The sequence below is a fragment of the Pseudomonas sp. B21-021 genome, assembly GCF_024749205.1.
Taxonomy (GTDB): Bacteria; Pseudomonadota; Gammaproteobacteria; order Pseudomonadales; family Pseudomonadaceae; genus Aquipseudomonas; species Aquipseudomonas paraglycinae.
Genome location: NZ_CP087192.1, coordinates 3,072,237 through 3,094,532, shown reverse-complemented (window position 1 = coordinate 3,094,532; position 22,296 = coordinate 3,072,237). Strand labels below are relative to the sequence as shown.

Below are 22,296 nucleotides of genomic sequence, written 5' to 3'. Positions count from 1 at the left end.
GATGAGTACCGACGATAAACGCATCCGCGAATTCGCCTATCAGATCTGGGAATCCGAAGGTAAACCCGAAGGCCAGGAAGCGCGCCACTGGGAGATGGCGCGCAAACTGGCCGAATCCGAGGCGCTGGCACCAAAAAAATCGCCCAAGGCTGCCGGCAGCAAAACCGCCGGCAAGACCGCCACCAGTAAAGCTGTCGATGGCAAGGCGCCCGCCGCCAAGCCCAAGGCCACGACGGCCAAGGCCAAGCCAGCCAGTGCCGCCAAGGTCATTCCCCCGGGCGAAAAAGCCGCCGAGAAAAAGCCCCGCGCGCCGCGCAAGCCGCCAGCGGTCTGACGCTCCCCGAACCATTGATTTGAATAACCGTGTGGCGGGTTCGCCCGCCACCGAGGGCGCACTCGTCCTCAAGAAACATGAAGCCACTGTGGGAGCGAGCTTGCTCGCGAAGGCGATCTATCAGTCACCTCCATCTTTGAATGACAGACCGTATTCGCGAGCAAGCTCGCTCCCACAAAGAATTGATGCCCACCCCCATTTGCAGGAGCACCTATGACCCGTCCAAAGAAAGCCGAGCCCGCCGCGCACGCCGAACCCTCGCGCATCCGTGAAGGCCTGCCCTTCCCGCTCGGCGCAACCTGGGATGGTCTGGGGGTGAACTTCGCGCTGTTTTCCGCCAACGCCACCCGGGTCGAACTGTGCATTTTCGACGATGCCGGCGAAGTCGAACTCGAACGCATCGAACTGCCGGAATACACCGATGAGATCTACCATGGCTATCTGCCCGATGCACATCCGGGCCTGATTTACGGCTACCGGGTCTACGGCCCGTACGACCCGGCCAACGGCCATCGCTTCAATCACAACAAATTGCTGATCGACCCGTACGCCAAGCAACTGGTGGGCGAGTTGAAATGGTCCGAGGCGCTGTTCGGCTACACCATCGGCCACCCCGACGCCGACCTCAGTTTCGACGAGCGCGACAGCGCGCCCTTCGTCCCCAAGTGCAAAGTCATCGACCCGGCGCACACCTGGGGCCACGACCATCGCGTCAGCGTGCCGTGGGACAAGACCATCATTTACGAAACCCACGTGCGCGGCATCAGCATGCGCCACCCTTCCGTGCCGGAGAACGTGCGCGGGACGTTTGCCGGGCTGATGGTCGACGACGTGCTGGAACACATCCGCAAACTCGGCGTGTCGACCGTCGAGCTGCTGCCGATCCACGCCTTCGTCAACGACCAGCACCTGCTGCACAAAGGCATGACCAATTACTGGGGCTACAACAGCATCGCGTTCTTCGCCCCGGACCCGCGCTACCTGGCCAGCGGCAAGATTGCCGAGTTCAAGGAAATGGTCGCGCACCTGCACGACGCCAATCTCGAAGTGATTCTCGACGTGGTCTACAACCACACCGCCGAAGGCAACGAGCAAGGCCCGACCCTGTCGATGCGCGGGATCGACAACGCCTCGTACTACCGTTTGATGCCGGACGACAAGCGCTTCTACATCAACGATTCCGGCACCGGTAACACCCTCGATTTGAGCCACCCGTGTGTGCTGCAAATGGTCACCGACTCGCTGCGCTACTGGGCCAGCGAAATGCACGTCGACGGCTTCCGTTTCGATCTGGCGACCATCCTCGGTCGTTATCACGATGGCTTCGATGAACGTCACAGCTTCCTTGTGGCCTGCCGTCAGGACCCGGTGCTGCGTCAGGTGAAAATGATCGCCGAGCCCTGGGACTGTGGTCCCGGCGGTTATCAGGTCGGCAACTTCCCGCCGGGCTGGGTCGAGTGGAACGACAAATTCCGCGACACCGTGCGCGCGTTCTGGAAAGGCGACGACGGCCAGCTCGCCGACTTCGCCAGCCGCATGACCGCCTCCGGCGAGATGTTCAATCAGCGCGGCCGCCGGCCTTATTCGTCGGTGAATTTCGTCACCGCCCACGACGGCTTCACCCTCAACGATCTGGTGTCCTACAACGACAAGCACAACGAGGCCAACGACGAAAACAATCAGGACGGCAGCAACAACAACCTGTCCTGGAATCACGGCGTCGAAGGCCCTACCGACGACCCGGAAATCAATGCGCTGCGCCACCGGCAGATGCGTAACTTCTTCGCCACCTTGCTCCTGTCTCAGGGCACGCCGATGCTGGTGGCCGGCGACGAATTCGCTCGTACCCAGGACGGCAACAACAATGCTTATTGCCAGGACAGCGAGATCGGCTGGGTCAACTGGGACCTGAGCGAGGACGGCAAAGCGCTGCTGAAATTCGTCAAACGCCTGATCAAGTTGCGCCTGGCGTATCCGATCCTGCGACGCGGGCGTTTTCTGGTCGGCGAATACAACGAGGACATCGGCGTCAAGGACGTGACCTGGCTTGCGCCGGACGCCACGGAAATGACCACCGAACACTGGCATGACGCGCAGAATCGCTGCATGGGCATGTTGCTTGACGGTCGCGCCCAGGAAACCGGGATCCGCCGCAAGGGTGCCGACGCCACGTTGCTGCTGGTGGTCAACGCGCATCACGACATCGTCAACTTCACCTTGCCGGAAGTGCCTGAAGGCAGTTTCTGGACCTGCATGATCGACACCAATCAGCCATCGATCCGGGGACAGGAACGCTTCACGTTCGGTCACGAGTATTCGGTTACCGGGCGCTCGCTGCTGCTGTTTGAGCTGCAACGCGAAGAAGAGGACTGACATGGACTTGCCCGTCTATCTCTCACGGCACGCGCCGGACTACCGCGACACTGCCGCTCTCGGCCTGTGTCTGCGGCAACTGGTCGAGGCCGGCCTCGACCGCCTGCCGTTACCCGGCAGCGGTCGTACGCTGGAGCGCTGGCAACGGCTGTCCGAGGTCGGCGGGCATGATCTGGGGCTGTGCAAACTCTACGAAGGCCATACCGATGCGTTGGCGATCATCGAGCAACTCGGCGGATCGCCGACGCCCGGCAGCACGTGGGGCATGTGGGCGGCCGAACCACCCCAGGCGCGGGTTCGGGTCAGCCGTTCCGGGCAACTGGTGCGGTTGAACGGACGCAAAGCCTGGTGTTCCGGGGCGGCGGTGCTCAGCCACGCCCTGCTCACGGCGTGGGATGAGGACGATCGCCAGCAACTGGTGGCCGTGGCCCTCGACCAACCGGGCGTGACCGTGACCGATCAGGGCTGGCAAGCGGTCGGCATGGCGGCCACCGGCAGCGTCGAGGTGCTGTTCGATGATGTCGAGGCCCAGGCGATTGGCGACCCCGGCGACTACCTGCAACGGCCGGGTTTCTGGCACGGCGGAATCGGGATCGCCGCGTGCTGGTACGGCGCCGCGAGGGAGATCGGCGAACGCTTGCGCCAGCAATGTGCGCGACGTGAAGAGCCCCACTCGCTGGCCAGTCTCGGCGCCGTCGACAGCGCCTTGCACGCGGCAGCTCAAGCGCTGCGCGTCAGCGCTCTGGACATCGACAGCCATCCCCACAGCAACGCCGAATTGCTGGCCCGCCGCGTACGCGCGGTGGTCGAGGATGCCGCTGAGCAGGTGATCCGCGAGACCGGTCGGGCCCTCGGCGCCGGGCCGTTCTGCAAGGATCCGCACTTTGCCCGCCTGGCCGCCGACTTGCCGGTGTATCTGCGCCAGAGCCATGCCGAACGTGATCTGGCAGCGTTGGGCCAACTAATTGCGCAGCAACCGCGCGCGAGCTGGGCCCTATGAAGCGAAATCCGATCGTCGGCGAGGGAACTTCCCTGCAGGAATGGCAAGGCTCACGGCATCTGGCGGCGGTGGAAAGCATCGACATTCTCGATCTGGTACCGCCGGGATCGCGGGCCGTGGTGATTGCTCCACATCCGGACGATGAAGTGCTGGGTTGCGGCGGACTGTTGCAACGTCTCGCCGAGGCGGGACGTACCCTGCAATTGATCTCGGTGACCGATGGCAGCGCCAGTCATCCGGGCTCGGATCGCTGGCCGGTGCAGCGTCTGAGCGTAGTGCGCCCGCAGGAATCCGCCGAAGCCCTGCGCCGTCTCGGCTTGCCCATGCATCAGTTGCAGTGGCTGCGCGGCGGCTTTCCCGACACCCAGGTCGCCGCGCGCGAATCGATGCTCTGCGAATACCTGACCCGCTACCTGCAACCCGACGACGTGATCTTCACCACCTGGCGCGAAGACGGTCACAGCGACCACGAAGCCGTCGGCCGTGCCAGCGTCGAAGCGGCGCGCCGTGTGGGTGCGATCTGCCACGAACTGCCGGTCTGGACCTGGCACTGGGCAACACCCGAAGACGCCATCGTGCCTTGGGAGCGAGCGCGCAAAATCCTGCTCAGCCCGGCACAGGTTGCGCGCAAGCGTCATGCGGTGCACGCCTTCGCCAGCCAGCTGGAAGGCGACCCCGAAGCCGGCCTGGCCCCGGTGCTCAAACCCTATGTCATCGATCGACTGCTGCAACCGTTCGAGGTGGTCTTCTTATGAGTGTCGAGGATCGCTACTTCGAAGGCCTGTTCGCGGGCAATAACGACCCCTGGGGATTTCGCCAGCGCTGGTACGAGCAGCGCAAACGCCTTGTGACTCTGGCGGCCCTGCCCCGCCCGCATTACCGGGCCATCTTCGAACCGGGCTGCGCCAACGGTGAACTGAGTGCGGCACTGGCCGAACGCTGCGATCGTTTGCTGTGCTGCGACACCAGCGCCGCCGCAGCCAATCTGGCACGTACCCGGCTGAGCCTGTTCGACCACGCCGAGGTGCGGCAAGGTCGCTTGCCGGGCGACTGGCCTGAGGAAAAATTCGACCTGATCGTCTTCAGCGAAATCGGCTACTACCTCGATCGACAGGATCTGACAGAGATCATCCGGCGCATCAGCGATTCATTGACCGCGGACGGGCAATTGCTGGCCTGTCACTGGCGCCCGCCCATCGAAGATTGCCCGCTCAATGCGCGACAGGTTCACGACCTGATTCACGAACAGTTGCACCTGCCGCGATTGGTCCTGCATCAGGAAGCCGATTTCCTGCTGGAAGTCTGGAGCCGCGAACCCCGTTCGGTGGCCGCGCTGGAGGGGTTGCGATGATTGGCATCCTGATTCCTGCGCACAACGAGGAAGAGTGGCTCGATGAATGTCTGCACGCAGCTTTGCGCGCTGGCGGACATCCCATGCTGGCGGGTGAACCGGTGGAAATTCTGGTGGTGCTGGACAGCTGCACCGATCGTTCGGCGCACATCGTCAGCCAGTATCCGGTGCAAGCTTTGAGCATCGAAGCGCGCAATGTCGGCCAGGCGCGAGCCATCGGCGCGCAGCAATTGCTTGAACGCGGTGCGCGCTGGATTTCCTGCTCCGACGCCGACAGCCGGGTCGCCGAGGATTGGCTGGTGGCGCAACTAGGGCTGGGCACCGATGCCGTGTGCGGCACGGTGACCGTTGACCGCTGGCAGGACGGGTTCGATGAAGCGGCGCAGATTCGCTATCACCGCGATTACCGGGCCTGCGAAGGTCACCGGCACATCCATGGCGCCAACCTGGGCGTCAGCGCGCAAGCTTATGTTCGCGCCGGCGGCTTCGAGCCGCTGTCCTGTGATGAGGACGTGCAGCTGGTGCGTCAACTCGAGCGCTCAGGGGCCAGCATCGCCTGGAGCCATCGCCCGCAAGTCATCACCAGCGCCCGTCTGGACAGCCGCGCACGCGGCGGTTTTGGCGACTATCTGCGACAGCTGGCACAGACTGAATAAAAAAAAGCGGATCAGGTTGATCTGTGACGCGACGAACCGCCCGTCTTGAGCAATACTCTGCTGCGCAGCAATCCAGGGTTCGGAGCGCTGCAGGGCTATCCACCAGCCTTCACGGGTCGCACACGCCTGGTATCACCAGCGTTTGGGCGACTGAGGGCGAGACTCAACAAGGACGTATCACTCATGAAACCGTTATCCCTCAGCGAGAGCGGCCTGCCGGCGCAGATCTGGAACAGCGCCCCGCAGCTCGACAATATTCCCGTCATCAACACCCACACTTTGGTCCCGCCCGGTGCCCGCGCAGTGGTCATCGCCCCGCACCCCGGCGATGAAGTGGTGACCTGCGGCGGCCTGCTGCAACTGCTTTCCAGCCTCGGCCATCCCTTGCAACTGCTGTCGATCACCGATGGCAGCGCCAGTCATCCGGGCTCGCGTCAGTGGTCGGAGAAACGCCTGAGCGTGTTCCGCCCGCAGGAAAGCGTCGAAGCCCTGCGCCGTCTGGGCTTGCCGATGCACAGCCTGAAATGGGTGCGCGGCGGTTTCACCGACAAAGCCCTGCTCGACCAGGAAACCCAACTGACCGATTTCATTGCCCGCTACCTGCGCCCCGGCGACGTGGTGTTCAGCACCTGGCGCGAAGACGGCACCGCCGATCATGAAGTGGTCGGCCGGGCCAGCGCCAAAGCGGCACAACAGGTTGGCGCCACCTACCACGATGTGCCGGTCTGGGCCTGGCACTGGCCGGAACGGGATCAGGCGCAGATTCCGTGGCATCGCGCACGCAAACTACGGCTCGACACCTGGACCGTCGCGCGCAAGAGCCACGCCACCCACGCCTACGCCAGTCAGCTCAATGGCGAACCGGCGATCGGTATCGCGCCACTGCTGCCCAAGTCGATTCTGGAGCGCATGCGCCTGCCCTACGAGATCGTCTTCGTCGATTGACGGTCCGCCGGGCGCGGGCAGCCACTCAAAGTGAACTGCCCGCGCCCGGATCAGTCGCATGAACAGGCAGTCATGATTCAGAGGAGTGAACGTGTCCAGCGATCCCAAGCGTCATGCCGTCGACGCACAGACCTCGACCCCGTCCGCCATCCATCGCCTGCGGGTGCTGACGGTCAATACGCACAAGGGTTTCACCGCGCTCAATCGACGTTTCATCCTTCCGGAGCTGCGCGAAGCGGTGCGCAGCACCTCGGCCGATCTGGTGTTTCTGCAGGAAGTGGTGGGCGAACACGAGCGGCATTCCAGCCGCTACAACGAATGGCCGCAGACCTCGCAGTACGAATTCCTCGCCGACAGCATGTGGAGCGATTTTGCCTACGGCCGCAATGCGGTGTATCCCGATGGCCATCACGGCAACGCCCTGTTGTCGAAGTACCCGATCCGCGAATACCGCAACCTCGACGTCTCCATTACCGGCCCTGAACGGCGCGGGCTGTTACATTGCGTACTGGATGTGCCGGGGCATGCCGAAGTGCATGCCATCTGCGTGCACCTGAGCCTGCTCGAAAGCCATCGGCAATTGCAGTTGCAGCTGCTCTGCCAGTTGCTCGAATCGCTGCCCGACGATGCGCCGGTGATCATCGCCGGCGACTTCAATGACTGGCAGTTGCAGGGCAACGTCGCCCTCGCCCGCCGCGACTACCTGCACGAAGCCTTCGAACGTCATCACGGCCGCCCGGCCAAGACCTACCCCGCGCGGTTCCCGTTGCTGCGACTGGATCGGATTTATCTGCGCAATGCCAGCAGCCACGACCCGCAGATCCTCGGCAACAAACCGTGGACGCATCTCTCGGATCATTTGCCGCTGGCGGTTGAAGTGCATTTGTAGCGCGATACTGACAGCTGTCTTCACCCACAAAGCGCTGCGAAACCGATTGCCGCATTCGGTTTCGCAGACCGACTGTCGGCTATAAAACGTCTCTGCCTCGCGGCTTTCACAGCCATTGGCCCTACAAACAAGCACTTAGATAAATGCGCAAAAACAGAAACTTGCATCACCTGTTTTGACCTGACCGCTCATCGTCCAATTTCTTGACGCAAGGGCTCGGGTCTTCTTAGCTCTACCTTACTACCCCCGGAAATACTACTCGGGGCGAACCTCAGGCCACTCGTCAAAACGGGCGGCCTCGGGCTCGCCACGCTCCATTCGGTCGCCCCTCGTTCGGGGTAGGAGAGACGCCAAGGCGAGATACCACATGCGCTAGCAAGGTAGAACTCCATGAAAACCTCACTCACCTCACAAGAGATCAAAGTCACGTTCTGCACCGTTTCAAGTTCTATCTTGCTGTGCTCGTCCATGGAGGCGCAGGCGGGTCCTGTGGCGGACGAGGCGACGCCCTGGTATCGCCAGGACATTCCCGTCATGACCCTCCCCGCCACGGTCGTGACCCCGGGCCCGCAACGGCTGAGCCCACAGCCGGACCTGCGCGGTACAAACCTGATCACCGAAGACCTCGCGCCCTCGGCCTGGGATCAGCTTTACGGAGCGACCTCCCGCCAGGCGCAAACCGACGTCCTCAGCCCGGGCTTCGCCACGCCCGGCACCGGCGACTTCAAGGGGCCCGCCGTACTGACCCTGAAAAGCAGCAGCGGCCACACCCAGCAGGTCGGCCTGATCGGCGGGGTCAATCAGATTCAGCGCAACAGCAACGGCCTGATCACCAGCCGCGCCCTCGCCGACCCGAACACCGACACCCTCAACCTGCAAGGCCAGAGCCTGGGCGCTTACTACAGCCTGATCGGCCCGCAGGGCTGGCACGTCGACCTGTCGGCCAGTGGCGGCCGGGTCAGCGGTTTCAGCCGTAACGAGCAAGGCGCACGCCTGGCCACCGAGGGCAGCGCAATGACGCTGTCGGTGGAAGGCGGCTTCCCGATCGGTCTGGGGGAAAACTGGGTGGTTGAACCGCAGGCGCAATTGATCAACCAGCGCATCACCCTGGACACGCCCTATGCGGGCTCGGGCAATGCGTCTTCCAGCGATATTTCATCGTGGAGCGGCCGGGTCGGTGCACGCTTGAAAGGGAGCTACGATCTGAACGGCCTGCCGGTCGAACCCTACGTGCGCACGAACTTGTGGCACACGGTGTACACCGGCAACACGGTGACGCTGGATCAGGTGGACAAGATCAGCAGCAGCCGCAAATCCTCGACCGTTGAAGTCGGACTGGGGCTGGTGGCGAAAATGACGCCGACGGTAAGCCTGTACGTCAGCGCCGATTACAGCAGCGATGTGGATGACAATGACCTGAACGGGTTGATTGGCAGCCTCGGCATCCGGATGCGCTGGTAAGGACGAGCCATCCCTGATGATCGTTCCCACGCTCTGCGTGGGAATGCAGCCCGGGACGCTCCGCGTCCCTTCCAGAGCTGGAACGCGGAGCGTCCCTTGAGGCATTCCCACGCGGAGCGTGGGAACGATCTACGTCGTGGCGATCCGTTACGCGCTTGGGCCTTCAGGCTTAAGGATCAACACCGCCAACGGCGGCAAATTCAGTTCCAGCGACAACGCCTGCCCATGACTGGCCACCTCTTCGGTAAACGCCCCGCCCCCGTTGCCATAATTGGAACCCGCATACGTGTCGGCGTCACTGTTGAGCAATTCCTTCCAGCGCCCGGCGAACGGCACACCGACGCGATACGACTGGCGTGGCACCGGGGTGAAGTTGGCCACCACCAGCACCGGCGTTCCGTCCTTGCTCCAGCGCAGCCATGCGTAAACGCTGTTGATCGCATCGTCACCGATCAACCACTGGAAGCCTTGCGGCGCATCGTCCTGCTCGTGCAGCGCCGGCTCTTCGCGGTAGAGCCGGTTGAGGTCGCCGACCAGCTTCTGCACGCCTTTGTGCTCCGAGTATTGCAGCAGATACCAGTCGAGCTGCTGATCGTGATTCCACTCGCGCCACTGGCCGAACTCGCAGCCCATGAACAGCAGCTTCTTGCCCGGATGGGTCCACATGAAACTCAGATAAGCCCGCAGGTTGGCGAATTTCTGCCAACGGTCGCCGGGCATCTTGTCGATCAGCGAATGCTTGCCGTGCACCACTTCGTCGTGGGAAATCGGCAGGATGAAACGCTCGGACCAGGCGTAGACCAGACCGAAACTCAGCTCGTTGTGGTGATGGGCGCGGTACACCGGGTCCTGCTGGATGTAATGCAGCGAATCGTGCATCCAGCCCATGTTCCATTTGTAAGCGAAACCGAGCCCGCCCTGCTGGGTGCTCTGACTGACGCCCGGCCACGCCGTGGATTCCTCGGCGATCACCAGCGCGCCCGGTGCTTCCAGCGCCACCACGTCGTTCAAGTGCCGCAGGAAGTCGATGGCTTCCAGGTTCTCGCGACCGCCATGGCGGTTCGGCACCCACTCGCCAGCCTTGCGCGAATAGTCGCGATAGAGCATCGACGCCACCGCGTCGACTCGCAGACCGTCTACGTGGAAATGCTTCAACCAGTGCAGCGCCGACGCCAGCATGTAGCCGTGCACTTCGGTGCGGCCGAGGTTGTAGATCAGCGTGTCCCAATCCTGGTGGAAGCCTTCCAGCGGGTTGCCATATTCGTACAGCGCCGTGCCGTCGAACTGCGCCAGACCGTGGGTATCGGTCGGGAAATGCGCCGGCACCCAGTCGAGAATCACACCGATGTCGGCCTGATGGCAGGCGTTGATGAACGCCGCGAATTCATCCGGCGTGCCATAACGGGCGCTCGGGGCGAATTGCGACAGCAACTGATAACCCCAGGAACCGCCGAACGGGTGCTCCATGATCGGCATCAGTTCGATGTGGGTGAAACCCAGCTCCTTCACATACGGAATCAAACGCTCGGCCAGCTCCGGCCAGGTGTACTGGCGGGCCACTTCGCCGAGATCGTCGAGTTCGCATTGCCAGGAACCGGCGTGCAACTCGTAGATCGACAACGGCGCATTGTGCTGCTGGCGCTCACGGCGGCTGCTCATCCAGTCCTGATCCTGCCAGTCGATCTGCAACGGCGAGGCGACTTTCGAAGCGGTGTCCGGCGGCAGGCTGGTGGCCAGTGCCATCGGGTCGGCCTTCAGCGGCAGGATGCCGTTGGCGCCGAGGATTTCGTATTTGTACAGCTCGCCCGCCTGCAAGCGCGGAATGAACAATTCCCACACGCCAGATGGATGCCGCAGGCGCATCGGATGCCGCCGGCCGTCCCAGACGTTGAAATCGCCGACCACCGACACCCGCCGGGCATTCGGCGCCCACACGGCAAAGCGCACACCGTCGACGCCATCGACGGTTTTCAGTTGCGCGCCGAGGCAGCTGCTGAGGTCGCGGTGATTGCCTTCGGCGAACAGGTACAAGTCCATTTCCCCGAGCAACTGGCCAAAACTGTAGGGATCTTCCGCGACCTGTTCACCACCGGCCCAGCGGGTGCGCAACAGGTACGGCCGTGAGCCTTCGAAATGCCCGACAAACAACCCCGGCGTTTCGGTGGCCTCCAGCGGACCGAGCTCTTCGCCACTGTTTTTATCGACGACAGAAACACTCAACGCGCCGGGCAGATACGCCCGGATGAACTGCCCGCCGGCGCCATCGCCGTGGGGGCCAAGAATGGAAAACGGGTCGTGATGTTCTGCGCGCACCAAGGCATCAATGTCTTTTGCAGTGGGCAGCAATCTTTCTTTAGCGTGACCCTGTTCCCTGTTCGAGAAACTCATGACTACTCTCCACCAAGATCGGAAAAGGGTTTGAGCCCCGTCAATAACCCATACAGACCGTGCAGCGGCACGGGCAGCCAGGTGGGGCGATTTTCGGCTTCATAGGCCACTTCGTAGGCCGCTTTCTCCAGACCGAACAACGCCAGTGCGGCGTCGGCACCTTCAGGATCTTGCCAGGCATGATCAAGACTAGCTGCCGCTTGGCGATATGCCTGGAGAAATGCTGCCCGGGCTTCACGCAGGTAACGCTCCGTGACCCGCCGACGCGCGGCTTCGGCCTCGGGGCTGTTGTCGACGTTGTGCACATTCAGGGCCATGGCGGCGGCATAGTCGAAGGAACGCAGCACCCCGCTGACGTCCTTGTACGGACTGTGCTTGCCTCGGCGTTCGGCCAGTGGCCGCGCCGGTTCGCCTTCGAAGTCGATCAGGTAGGCGTCGCCCTTGATTACCAGCACTTGTCCCAAATGCAGATCGCCGTGGACGCGGATCCGCAAGCCGCCAGCGGATTGCCTGGCCAGTTCCTGAACGTGGGCGAGGATGGTTTTCTTGTTGTCGAGCAACCGAGCAACAAGCTTCTGATCCGCCCCGTCGAGTTCGCCCTGATGCTGTTTGAGCAGCTTCAGCGCATGCTCGACCTGCGCCGCGACATCCTTGCCGCTGGCCTGCGCATCCTTGGCCGAACTGACCTGCGGCGCGAAGTCCTTGTTGTCGCTCGGCGCTGCCAGCACCTGATGCATTTCCCCCAGACGCTGGCCGAGCATCCCGGCGAAATCCTTCAGTTCACCCAAGGCGTTGTAGTGCTGCGCCTGTTCGGACACGGCATCGGCCAGTTCATCGCGCAGCGCCCGTTCGAGGTTGTTCTGCGTCCATTCCCAGGCATCGCCCTGATTGCTCAGATAACCCTGCGCAATCATCAGCAGGTTGTCTTCGCCCTTCCCGTCGCGGCGAATCACCGAACCGAGCAGTGGAGAGATATTGGCAAATCCGGCAGCGGTCAGGTAAGCGCTGATCTCCAGTTCCGGGTGTACGCCAGAAGCAACTTTGCGGATCAGCTTGAGCACCAGACTGTTGCCGATCACCACCGAACTGTTGGATTGCTCGGCGGACAGATAGCGCACTTCGGATTCCGCGCCAAGGCCGAGTTTTTCCAGTTGCGGCGTTGCCTCGAAACGGATCTCGCCCTCACTGGATTCCAGCACCGTACCGCCCTGCATGCCTTCGAGCACCGCGCGAATAAACGCTTCAAGACTGAAGGCGTCGGTAATCAACCCGACCTGACGCACCCGACGCACTCGGGCCAGGGCCAGTTGTTGCGGCAACGCCGGCCCGACCTGATCTTCGGCAATGAAGCCGAACGGCAATTGATAACGGCTGGTCTGCCCGCCGCTCTGCACTTCGATTTCGCTGAACAACACCGGATGCTGCGCATCGCCGAAGCGCACGCCGTAGGCCAGTTTGACCTGGTCGATGGCGGCGTCCTTGCCGGCGAACCAGCGGCGGTTCTGCAGCCAGCTCGGCAGGATCGCCTGCTCGAGGGTGGCGCGGGACGGTGCTTCGAGCAGTTCTTCCATGCGTTTTTTCAGCACCAGCGTGGTGAAGTCCGGCAGGCTCTGCGCCGGCTCGACGTGCCAGCTCGGCATCTGGTTTTCCGCCGCGAGGCCGAACCAATAGAAACCGTAGGGCGGCAGGGTCAGCAGGAAACTCAACTGGCCGATGGGCGGGAACGCGTTACCGCCGAGCATCTCCACCGGCACCATGCCGACGTAGGCCGACAGGTCGAGCTCCACGGCCTGAGCGCTGCGCGACACGTTGGCCACGCACAGAATGGTTTCGTGCTTGCCGTCCGGCCCGGTGTATTCACGGGTGTAGGCCAGCACGCGGCGGTTGGCCGGCGAGAGCATTTTCAGCGTGCCGCGACCGAACGCCTTGGACTGCTTGCGCACGGTCAGCAAACGGCGGGTCCAGTTCAGCAGCGAATGCGGATCGCCAGCCTGGGTTTCGACGTTGACCGACTGATAGCCGTATTGCGGATCCATGATCGGCGGCAGCACCAGACTGGCCGGATCGGCGCGGGAGAAGCCGCCATTGCGGTCGATCGACCACTGCATCGGTGTACGCACGCCGTCGCGGTCGCCCAGATAGATGTTGTCGCCCATGCCGATCTCATCGCCGTAATACAGGGTCGGCGTGCCGGGCATCGACAGCAGCAGGCTGTTGAGCAGTTCAATGCGGCGGCGGTCGCGCTCCATCAATGGCGCCAGACGCCGGCGAATGCCGAGGTTGATCCGCGCGCGGCGGTCAGCGGCGTAGTAGTTCCACAGGTAGTCGCGCTCCTTGTCGGTGACCATTTCCAGCGTCAGCTCATCGTGGTTGCGCAGGAAGATCGCCCATTGGCAATTGGCCGGGATCTCCGGAGTCTGGCGCAGGATGTCGGTGATCGGGAAGCGATCTTCCTGGGCCAGCGCCATGTACATGCGCGGCATCAGCGGAAAGTGGAACGCCATGTGGCATTCGTCGCCATTCACGCCCTCGGCGTCGGTGTCGCCGAAGTACAGCTGGGTGTCTTCCGGCCATTGGTTGGCTTCGGCGAGCAACATGCGATCCGGGTAGTTGGCGTCGATTTCGGCGCGGATCTGTTTGAGGACGTCGTGGGTTTCCGGAAGGTTCTCGTTGTTGGTGCCGTCGCGCTCGATCAGGTACGGAATCGCGTCCAGGCGCAGGCCGTCGATGCCCATATCCAGCCAGTAACGCATCACCGACAGCACGGCTTTCATGACTTGGGGGTTGTCGAAATTCAGATCGGGCTGGTGCGAATAGAAACGGTGCCAGAAGTACTGGCCGGCCACCGGATCCCAGGTCCAGTTGGACTTTTCGGTGTCGAGGAAAATGATCCGGGTGCCGTCGTATTTCTGGTCGTCATCCGACCACACATAGAAGTCCCGCGCCGCCGAGCCGGGCTTGGCCTTGCGCGCCCGCTGGAACCAGGGGTGCTGATCGGAGGTGTGGTTGATGACAAGCTCGGTGATCACCCGCAGGCCACGTTTGTGCGCCTCGGCAATGAATCGCTTGGCGTCGGCCATTGTCCCGTAATCGCTGTGCACGCCACGGTATTCGGCGATGTCGTAACCGTCGTCGCGACGTGGCGAGGGATAGAACGGCAACAGCCAGATGGTGTTGACGCCGAGTTCGGCGATGTAGTCGAGTTTGGCGATCAGGCCGGGAAAGTCGCCGATCCCGTCGTTGTTGGAGTCGAAAAAGGATTTGACGTGAACCTGATAGATAACCGCGTCCTTGTACCAGAGCGGATCCTTGATGAAGGTGGCTGCCTTGGGTTTCTTCGCCATGTGAAACTCCTGTTCAATTCGTTGAAGCCAAACCTGCTACTGATCGTTCCCACGCTCCGCGTGGGAATGCATACCGGGACGCTCTGCGTCCCAAAGGCGGACGCAGAGCGTCCATGGCGGCATTCCCACGCAGAGCGTGGGAACGATCAAGGGGAACTAATGCGCCAGATTCCGAACGGCTGATAAGCCGGGTCGATCCGCATGAACTGGTACTTGCCGTGCCAGTCCCAGCGATGGCCGTTCATCAGGTCTTCGCCGTGGGTGGTGGCATCGTCCGGCAGGCCCATTTCCCACAGCGGCAGCTCGAAATTCGCCTCCTGCACGTTATGCGGATCGAGGCTGACGGCCACCAGAATGAAGTTGCTGCCGTCCGCGCTGCGCTTGCCGAAATACAGAATGTTGTCGTTCCAGGCGTTGTAGATCTTCAGGCCCAGGTGGCTGTGCAGCGCCGGGTTCTGGCGGCGGATGCGGTTGAGCTGGGCGATCTCGGCAATGATGTTGCCGGGCTGGTTGAAGTCGCGGACGCGGATCTCGTACTTCTCGGAATCGAGGTATTCCTCCTTGCCCGGCACCGGCGCCGATTCGCACAGCTCAAACCCCGAATACATGCCCCATAGGCCCGAGCCCATGGTCGCCAGCGCCGCGCGAATCAGAAATCCGGGACGTCCCGATTCATGCAGGAACGCCGGGTTGATGTCCGGGGTGTTGACGAAGAAATTCGGCCGGTAGCACTCGCGCCACGGCGATTGATTGAGTTCGCTGAAGTAAGTCGCCAGTTCGGCCTTGGTGTTGCGCCAGGTGAAATAGGTGTAGCTCTGGGTGTAACCGACCTTGCCCAGCCGCGCCATCATCGCCGGGGTGGTAAACGCTTCGGCGAGGAAGATCACTTCCGGGTACAGCGTGCGCACATCGGCGATCAGCCATTGCCAGAACGGCAGCGGCTTGGTGTGCGGGTTGTCGACGCGAAAGATCTTCACGCCCTCCTGCACCCAGCCGACCACGATGTCGCGCAGCTCGACCCACAGGCTCGGAATCGCTTCCGGCGCGTAGAAGTCGACGTTGACGATGTCCTGGTATTTCTTCGGCGGGTTCTCCGCGTATTTGATCGTGCCGTCCGGCCGCCAGTTGAACCAGCCCGGATGCTGCTTGAGCCACGGGTGATCCTGGGAACACTGGATCGCGAAGTCGAGGGCGATTTCCAGACCATGGTCAGCGGCAGCAGCCACCAGCCGGCGGAAGTCATCGCGGGTGCCGAGTTGCGAGTGAATCGCTTCGTGGCCGCCCTCCTCGCTGCCGATCGCATACGGGCTGCCGGGATCGTCCGGGCCAGCGGTCAGGGAATTGTTGCGACCCTTGCGGTGGCTGCGGCCAATCGGGTGGATCGGCGTGAAGTACAACACGTCAAAACCCATGTCCTGAATCATCGGCAGGCGCGAGTGCACGTCATTGAAAGTGCCGTGGCGGGCGGGATCGTCGGTGATCGAGCGGGGAAACAATTCATACCAACTGGCGAATTCCGCCAGTTCGCGCTCGACGTCCACCGGGAACTCCGGACTGAGGCTCAGGTAGGCGCGGTGATCGGCCTCGGCCATCAGTTGCGCACTGCGCGAGTGCAGAAACAACGCGACCTGCTCGGTTTCGAGCAGGCCGGACAATTCGTGGTGCAGGCCGGCCAGTTGCTCGCTGAGCTGACCTTCGCTGCGCTCGGCGGCCTGTTGCACCATGGTGCGCCCCTCTTGCAGCTCGAGGCTGACCGGGACGGCGGCGGTGTGTTTCTTCTCCAGTTCGTACTGAAAACTGGCGAACTGGTCGATCCACGCTTCGATCAGGAACAAATAACGGCCCATGCGCTGCGGCTGAAACACACCGCGCCAGCCGTTGTTGCCCTGGTCGCTCATGACCTCGGTCTGCCAGGTCTCATCGCCCTCTTCGCGCCAGCGGATGCGTACCGCCAGTTTGTCGTGACCGTCGGCGAACACCTTGCTGGTGACCACGATCTCCCGGCCGGCAATCGCCTTGACGGCAAACTGTCCGCCGTCGAGGGTCGGTGCGGTGTTTTCGATGACGATGCGCGGCAGCAGCAAGGCCTGCGACAGCGGCATGTGCGGGTTGTAGCTCAGTTCGGAGGGTTTTTCAGCAGTCATTGAGCATCTCTCCTTAACGCCCCAAGGACGCTCGTTTGCCTGTTTGGCGGTCACAACCGGGCCTGCGCCCGGCGATGAACTCTCTCAGGTTCCGAGCGACCGTTGCCGGGAAAAGTTCACAGGGATTTGCCCCGCCACAAAATCGGATCGATTTCGCAGTGAAGTGGTCAACCCACTTAAGCACTTCCCACGCCAAGTGCCACACGGAGGTTCAACCGATGACTATTCCGATTCCGGCCGAAACACCTGATCCGAACATCGATAAACCGGTCCTGCCCGAGACCGAACCGCAGCCGATCCCCGAACAGGAACCGCCTGGCACCACGCCGCCACCGAAGGAAGAACCACCGACGACCATGCCGCCGGTGATTGTCTGATCAGCGAGGGTCGTTGTGGTCCTTCTCGATGCGATCCTTATCCAGATGATCGTTCTCGAAGACTCTGACGATCCTCGGCATCACGCTGAAAATCCCCAACGCCAGCAACGTACTGAGCACCGCCGTCGCCTCGCGGCCCAACCCGGCCGCGACGCCGATGGCGGCAGTCATCCACAAACCGGCGGCGGTGGTCAGGCCCTTGACGTGGCCTTCGTCGCCTTCATGATTTTTCAGGATGGTGCCGGCCCCGAGAAAGCCGATCCCGGCAATCACCCCCTGCACCACACGGCTCATCGCGTCGGCCTGGGAACCGGACAATTGCGGCACCAACACAAACAGCGCCGCACCGAGGGCCACCAGCATGTGCGTTCGCACCCCGGCAGCCTTGCCCTTGTGCTCGCGCTCGAACCCGAGAATCCCGCCCAATATCGCCGCCATCAGCAAGCGCACGGTGATCCGCGTCAGCTGCGATGCATCGCCGATGTCGGCGAATTCGGCTTGCAGGGTTTCCCACACTTCATGCCACCAGGCGTTCATCGTGCAGTCCTTGTGAAGGGGCGATAAAGGGTGGACAGCGGCGACCATTAATCGGTTGCGTAGAACGATCTGCTAAACCGCGCACCCTAACTGTCAGATCCCCTGTGAAAAAGGACAGCCCCATGCCCCTTCGTATCGATGAAAGCAATCCGGATTCCAAAGTCTGTTTTTTCACCGTTGAGAATGGTGAGGAAATCCGGATCTGCGACACGCTGGAAGTCAGGACAGATAGCGAAAAAGCCATGTCGTTCGTCGAAGTGGAAGGACGGCGCATCTACGTCACAGAGGCGGAAGCTGATGCATTGACCGTCGCAGGCGCCCGGGATGGACGCAAACACCTGAAGGCCGACGACAGTGATTCGGTGATTTGACTGACCTCGATCAACAACCGGCGCAGGCGCCTGGGATAGGCATCTGCGCCTTGGCCTGCGGGCTGCTTCAAGTTGTCGCAGGCTTTGTCACAAAACCCATCTGATACGCTTTTTATTGAAATACCTGAGTCTGTTATGCAAACAGATCGGCGCTCATAGTTCCCTGGCCTGATGGAGGCTGATGAGCGAACGACCATGAGCGAACGAATCCCCGTCCGAACCGTAGAAGCATCTCCCCAGATAAAAAAAGTACCGGCGCGCCCAATGAAGGCGAAACACGCCACCAGCGACAACCAGATCTTCACCCGCAGCTTCACCGGCCTGTTCCGCACCTTGCGCATGAGCGGCGCGGGGTTTCTGTTCCTGTTGTTCTTCGGCACGGTGTGGCTGAACTGGGGCGGTCGTCAGGCGGTGCTCTGGGACCTTTCCGAAAGCAAGTTCCATATCTTTGGCGCGACCTTCTGGCCGCAGGATTTCATTCTGCTGTCGGCGCTGCTGATCATCGCTGCATTCGGCCTGTTCGCCATTACCGTGTTCGCCGGCCGGGTCTGGTGTGGTTACACCTGCCCGCAGAGTTCGTGGACGTGGATCTTCATGTGGTGCGAGAAGATCACCGAGGGCGAGCGCAATCAGCGGATCAAGCTGCAAGCGGCGCCCTGGAGCCTGAACAAACTCGCCCGGCGCGCGGCCAAGCACACGCTGTGGCTGGCGATCAGCGTGCTGACCGGCCTGACTTTCGTTGGCTACTTCACCCCGATCCGGCCGCTGGCCGAAGAACTGCTGACCTTGCAGATCGGCGGCGTCAGCCTGTTCTGGGTGCTGTTCTTCACCGCCGCCACCTACATCAATGCCGGCTGGCTGCGTGAGGCGGTGTGCATGCACATGTGCCCGTATGCGCGGTTCCAGAGCGTGATGTTCGACAAGGACACGCTGGCGATTTCCTACGACGTGGCCCGTGGCGAAAACCGTGGCCCGCGCAAACGCGAGGTGAAACCGGCCGAAGCCGGACTTGGCGATTGCATCGACTGCCAGTTGTGCGTGCAGGTCTGCCCGACGGGCATCGACATCCGCGACGGCTTGCAAATGGAATGCATCGGCTGCGCGGCGTGCATCGACGCCTGCGACTCGATCATGGACAAGATGAATTACGCCCGTGGCCTGATTCGCTATACCTCCGAGCGTGAATTGCAGGGTGGCAAGACACACCTGCTGCGTCCGCGACTGATCGGCTACGTCGCGGTGCTGGTGGTGATGATCGGCGCCCTCGCTTTGGCGCTGGTTGAACGGCCGATGGTGTCGCTGGACGTGACCAAGGACCGTGGCCTGTTCCGCGAGAATGGTCAGGGTCAGATTGAAAACATCTACACCCTCAAGGTCATCAACAAGACCCAGCAGCGCCAGGATTACATCCTGACGCTGGTGGACGGTGAAGGCTTCCAGCTGCAAGGCAAGACCGAACTGAGCCTGGCGCCAGGCGAGATCGTCGATGTGCCGGTGTCGGTGGCGATGACCACAGAACGCGCGGCCAGCAGCTCACAGACCTTGAGTTTCAAGATTGCCGACAGTGATGAGCCCGAGATTTATAGCGTGGCGAAGAGCCGGTTTGTTGCGCCGATGAATCGCTGATCCCTTAGACTGCGGCGCAGCCATTCGCGAGCAAGCTCACTCCCACAGGGGAATGCGGTCAACTGTGGGAGCGAGCTTGCTCGCGAATGAAGGCGAAACGGTCTTTCAGAATGAAATCAATCCGGACCCAAGATGAAACGCTACGAAAAATTCGCCGACGACATCGCTGAACTGATCCGCTCCGGCGTCCTCGGCCCCGGTCAGCGGGTGCCGTCGGTGCGCTACGCAAGCCAGACTTACGGCGTCAGCCCGTCCACGGTATTCCAGGCCTATTACCTGCTGGAACGCCGAGGCCTGATCCGCGCCCGGCCCCGCTCTGGCTACTTCGTCAACACCCACGCCCCGAGCCCATTCTCGGAGCCAGTCATCAGCAGCCAGGTCAACGAGTCCACCAAGGTCGACGTCAGCGAACTGGTGTTCTCTGTGCTCGAGTCGATCAAGGACCCGAGCACCGTGCCGTTCGGCTCAGCGTTCCCCAGCCCGACCCTGTTCCCGCTGCAACGCCTGTCCCGCTCACTGGCCAGCGCCGCCCGGGAAATGGACCCGCGCATGGTGGTCACCGACATGTCGCCGGGCAACCCGCAACTGCGGCGGCAGATCGCCCTGCGCTACATGGTCGGCGGCCTGATGCTGCCGATGGAAGAACTGCTGATCACCAACGGCGCCCTCGAGGCCCTGAACCTGTGCCTGCAAGCGGTCACCGAACCCGGCGATCTGGTGGCCATCGAAGCCCCGGCGTTTTACGCCAGCCTGCAAGTGCTCGAACGCCTGAAACTCAAAGCCGTGGAAATCCCCGTGCACCCGCGCGACGGCATCGACCTCGGCGTGCTCGCCCAGACACTCGAGCGGCACCCGATCAAGGCGTGCTGGTGCATGACCAGTTTCCAGAACCCGATGGGCGCGACCATGCCCGAGGCCAAGAAACAGGAACTGGTGGAACTGCTGAAACAGCATCAGGTGCCGCTGATCGAAGACGACGTCTACGCCGAACTCTATTACGGCCAGCAGGCGCCGAAACCGGCCAAGGCCTTCGACACCGAAGGTCTGGTGATGCATTGCGGCTCGTTCGCCAAAAGCCTGGCCCCCGGCTACCGTATCGGCTGGGTCGCCGCCGGGCGCTACGCGCAGAAAATCGAACGGTTGAAACTGATGACCTCGCTGTGCGCTTCGATGCCGGCCCAAGCAGCCATCGCCGACTACCTGCAACACGGCGGCTACGACCGCCATCTGCGCAAACTGCGCTACGCCCTCGAAGAACAGCAAAGCGCCATGCTCGCCGCCATCGCCCGCTACTTCCCTGCACAGACGCGTGTGAGCCAACCGGCCGGCGGTTACTTCCTGTGGCTGGAACTGCCACCGCAGATGGATTCGTTGAAGTTGTTTCAGATGGCGTTGGCACAGGGGATCAGCATTGCGCCGGGGCCGATTTTTTCGCCGACCCAAAGATTCAGGAATTGCATTCGTTTGAACTACGGCAGCCCGTGGACCGAGGATGCGGAGAAGGCAATGGAGACGTTGGGGCGGATTGTGCGGTCGTTCTGAAAGACCGCTGATCGTTCCCACGCAACCAGTTGATCGTTCCCACGCTCTGCGTGGGAATGCCTCAAGGGACGCTCCGCGTTCCAGCTCTGGAAGGGACGCGGAGCGTCCCGGGCTGCATTCCCACGCGGAGCGTGGGAACGATCATAGAGGTTTAACGCCCGCCGCCGAGATCGACAAAAGTCCCCGTCGCATACGAAGCCTTATCCGACAACAACCAGACAATCGCCTCCGCCACCTCATCCGGCCGCCCGCCCCGGGCCATCGGGATTGCCGACTCCAGCTTGCTGACCCGATCCGGGTCGCCGCTCAACGCGTGGAAATCGGTATAGATGTAACCCGGACGCACCGCATTCACCCGAATCCCCTCGCCCGCCACTTCCTTGGACAGACCGATGGTGAACGTATCCAGCGCACCTTTAGACGCGGCGTAATCGACGTACTCATTGGGCGAGCCCAGCCGTGCGGCAACCGAGGACACGTTGACGATGCTCCCGCCCTGCCCGCCATGTTTTGGCGACATGCGCAGGATCGCGTGCTTGGCGCAGAGGATCGGCGCCAGCACGTTGGTTTTCATGATTTTGAGAATGCGGAATTCGGACATTTCGTCGACCCGGGATTTTTGCCCCACGGTGCCGGCGTTGTTGACCAGGGCGGTGACCCGGCCCAGTTCGCTGTCGACCCGGCTGAACAGCGCGATCACTTCGTCTTCGATACTGACGTCGGCGCGCACGGCGATCGCCGTGGCGCCGCGCTCACGGACCTGGTCGAGCACGTGGTGAGCGGCCTGTTCGTCCGTCTGGTAATTGATGCAGATCCGGTAGCCTTGCTCGGCAGCCAACAACGCAGTGGCGGCGCCGATTCCACGACCGCCGCCGGTGATCACAATGACTTTATCCATGCTGGCCTTTCCCCCGATGCACACGTAACAGTCGGGGCAAGAATAACCGTCATTGCAGGG

At 62.2% G+C, this 22,296-nt stretch carries 18 protein-coding genes; 13 read left to right on the top strand and 5 right to left on the bottom strand.

Going from position 1 to position 22,296, the window contains the following annotated elements; translation table 11 throughout:
• The first annotated feature begins 1 nt into the window (after window position 1).
• The 9 genes from LOY31_RS13785 (at window position 2) to LOY31_RS13745 (ending at window position 9,009) form a co-directional block, all read left to right on the top strand.
• Complete coding sequence (locus LOY31_RS13785) at window positions 2–334, top strand: DUF2934 domain-containing protein (protein WP_127798011.1); 333 nt, start codon at window positions 2–4, stop codon at window positions 332–334.
• A 213-nt stretch (window positions 335–547) separates the two neighbouring features.
• Window positions 548–2,707, top strand: a complete 2,160-nt coding sequence (gene glgX / locus LOY31_RS13780) for a glycogen debranching protein GlgX (RefSeq protein ID WP_258713518.1) — start codon at window positions 548–550, stop codon at window positions 2,705–2,707.
• A 1-nt stretch (window position 2,708) separates the two neighbouring features.
• Window positions 2,709–3,707: an acyl-CoA dehydrogenase family protein gene (locus tag LOY31_RS13775; RefSeq protein WP_258713517.1), complete on the top strand. Its 999-nt coding sequence runs from the start codon at window positions 2,709–2,711 to the stop codon at window positions 3,705–3,707.
• Window positions 3,704–4,462 carry a PIG-L deacetylase family protein gene (locus LOY31_RS13770; protein WP_258713516.1) on the top strand — a complete coding sequence of 253 codons (759 nt, stop codon included), beginning with the start codon at window positions 3,704–3,706 and terminating at the stop codon, window positions 4,460–4,462. Before LOY31_RS13775 ends, LOY31_RS13770 begins: the two co-directional genes overlap by 4 nt.
• The gene (locus LOY31_RS13765; RefSeq protein ID WP_258713515.1) at window positions 4,459–5,058 is read left to right on the top strand and encodes a class I SAM-dependent methyltransferase; all 600 of its coding nucleotides are present in this window, start codon (window positions 4,459–4,461) and stop codon (window positions 5,056–5,058) included. Before LOY31_RS13770 ends, LOY31_RS13765 begins: the two co-directional genes overlap by 4 nt.
• Window positions 5,055–5,714, top strand: coding sequence for a glycosyltransferase family 2 protein (locus LOY31_RS13760; RefSeq protein WP_085604064.1), 660 nt, complete (start codon window positions 5,055–5,057; stop codon window positions 5,712–5,714). The genes LOY31_RS13765 and LOY31_RS13760 overlap by 4 nt, the downstream gene beginning before the upstream one ends.
• A 183-nt stretch (window positions 5,715–5,897) precedes the next feature.
• Window positions 5,898–6,659 (top strand): PIG-L deacetylase family protein, encoded by a 762-nt coding sequence (locus LOY31_RS13755; RefSeq protein ID WP_258713514.1) that lies wholly within the window; start codon window positions 5,898–5,900, stop codon window positions 6,657–6,659.
• Window positions 6,660–6,750: 91 nt separating this feature from the next.
• Window positions 6,751–7,548: an endonuclease/exonuclease/phosphatase family protein gene (locus LOY31_RS13750; RefSeq protein WP_221533837.1), complete on the top strand. Its 798-nt coding sequence runs from the start codon at window positions 6,751–6,753 to the stop codon at window positions 7,546–7,548.
• Window positions 7,549–7,938: 390 nt separating this feature from the next.
• Window positions 7,939–9,009: an autotransporter outer membrane beta-barrel domain-containing protein gene (locus tag LOY31_RS13745; RefSeq protein ID WP_258713513.1), complete on the top strand. Its 1,071-nt coding sequence runs from the start codon at window positions 7,939–7,941 to the stop codon at window positions 9,007–9,009.
• Between the two features lie 147 nt (window positions 9,010–9,156).
• Here the strand turns inward: LOY31_RS13745 and glgB are convergent, their stop codons facing one another.
• From glgB to LOY31_RS13730, 3 genes are all read right to left on the bottom strand, one after another.
• Window positions 9,157–11,397 carry a 1,4-alpha-glucan branching protein GlgB gene (gene glgB / locus LOY31_RS13740; RefSeq protein WP_258713512.1) on the bottom strand — a complete coding sequence of 747 codons (2,241 nt, stop codon included), beginning with the start codon at window positions 11,395–11,397 and terminating at the stop codon, window positions 9,157–9,159.
• Window positions 11,398–11,399: 2 nt separating this feature from the next.
• Window positions 11,400–14,741 carry a maltose alpha-D-glucosyltransferase gene (treS, locus tag LOY31_RS13735; RefSeq protein ID WP_258713511.1) on the bottom strand — a complete coding sequence of 1,114 codons (3,342 nt, stop codon included), beginning with the start codon at window positions 14,739–14,741 and terminating at the stop codon, window positions 11,400–11,402.
• Window positions 14,742–14,887: 146 nt separating this feature from the next.
• The gene (locus LOY31_RS13730; RefSeq protein ID WP_258713510.1) at window positions 14,888–16,885 is read right to left on the bottom strand and encodes an alpha-1,4-glucan--maltose-1-phosphate maltosyltransferase; all 1,998 of its coding nucleotides are present in this window, start codon (window positions 16,883–16,885) and stop codon (window positions 14,888–14,890) included.
• 218 nt (window positions 16,886–17,103) lie between these two features.
• Here LOY31_RS13730 and LOY31_RS13725 point away from each other — a divergent pair, with 218 nt between their 5' ends.
• Window positions 17,104–17,262, top strand: a complete 159-nt coding sequence (locus LOY31_RS13725) for a hypothetical protein (RefSeq protein ID WP_007952133.1) — start codon at window positions 17,104–17,106, stop codon at window positions 17,260–17,262.
• Here the strand turns inward: LOY31_RS13725 and LOY31_RS13720 are convergent, their stop codons facing one another.
• Window positions 17,263–17,799 carry an MgtC/SapB family protein gene (locus tag LOY31_RS13720; protein ID WP_127798000.1) on the bottom strand — a complete coding sequence of 179 codons (537 nt, stop codon included), beginning with the start codon at window positions 17,797–17,799 and terminating at the stop codon, window positions 17,263–17,265. It abuts the gene before it with no gap.
• Window positions 17,800–17,921: 122 nt separating this feature from the next.
• On the opposite strand from LOY31_RS13720, the gene LOY31_RS13715 reads away from it, so the two are divergent.
• The 3 genes from LOY31_RS13715 to mapR all read left to right on the top strand — a co-directional run bounded on the left by LOY31_RS13715 (window position 17,922) and on the right by mapR (window position 21,338).
• Window positions 17,922–18,170 (top strand): DUF3203 family protein, encoded by a 249-nt coding sequence (locus LOY31_RS13715; RefSeq protein ID WP_011333950.1) that lies wholly within the window; start codon window positions 17,922–17,924, stop codon window positions 18,168–18,170.
• Between the two features lie 195 nt (window positions 18,171–18,365).
• Entirely contained in the window at window positions 18,366–19,796 is a 1,431-nt protein-coding gene (gene ccoG / locus LOY31_RS13710) for a cytochrome c oxidase accessory protein CcoG (protein ID WP_258713509.1), read from the top strand.
• Window positions 19,797–19,928: 132 nt separating this feature from the next.
• Window positions 19,929–21,338, top strand: coding sequence for a GntR family transcriptional regulator MpaR (mapR, locus tag LOY31_RS13705; protein WP_039772397.1), 1,410 nt, complete (start codon window positions 19,929–19,931; stop codon window positions 21,336–21,338).
• A 151-nt stretch (window positions 21,339–21,489) separates the two neighbouring features.
• Here the strand turns inward: mapR and LOY31_RS13700 are convergent, their stop codons facing one another.
• The gene (locus LOY31_RS13700; protein ID WP_258713508.1) at window positions 21,490–22,236 is read right to left on the bottom strand and encodes an SDR family oxidoreductase; all 747 of its coding nucleotides are present in this window, start codon (window positions 22,234–22,236) and stop codon (window positions 21,490–21,492) included.
• Window positions 22,237–22,296: the final 60 nt, after the last annotated feature.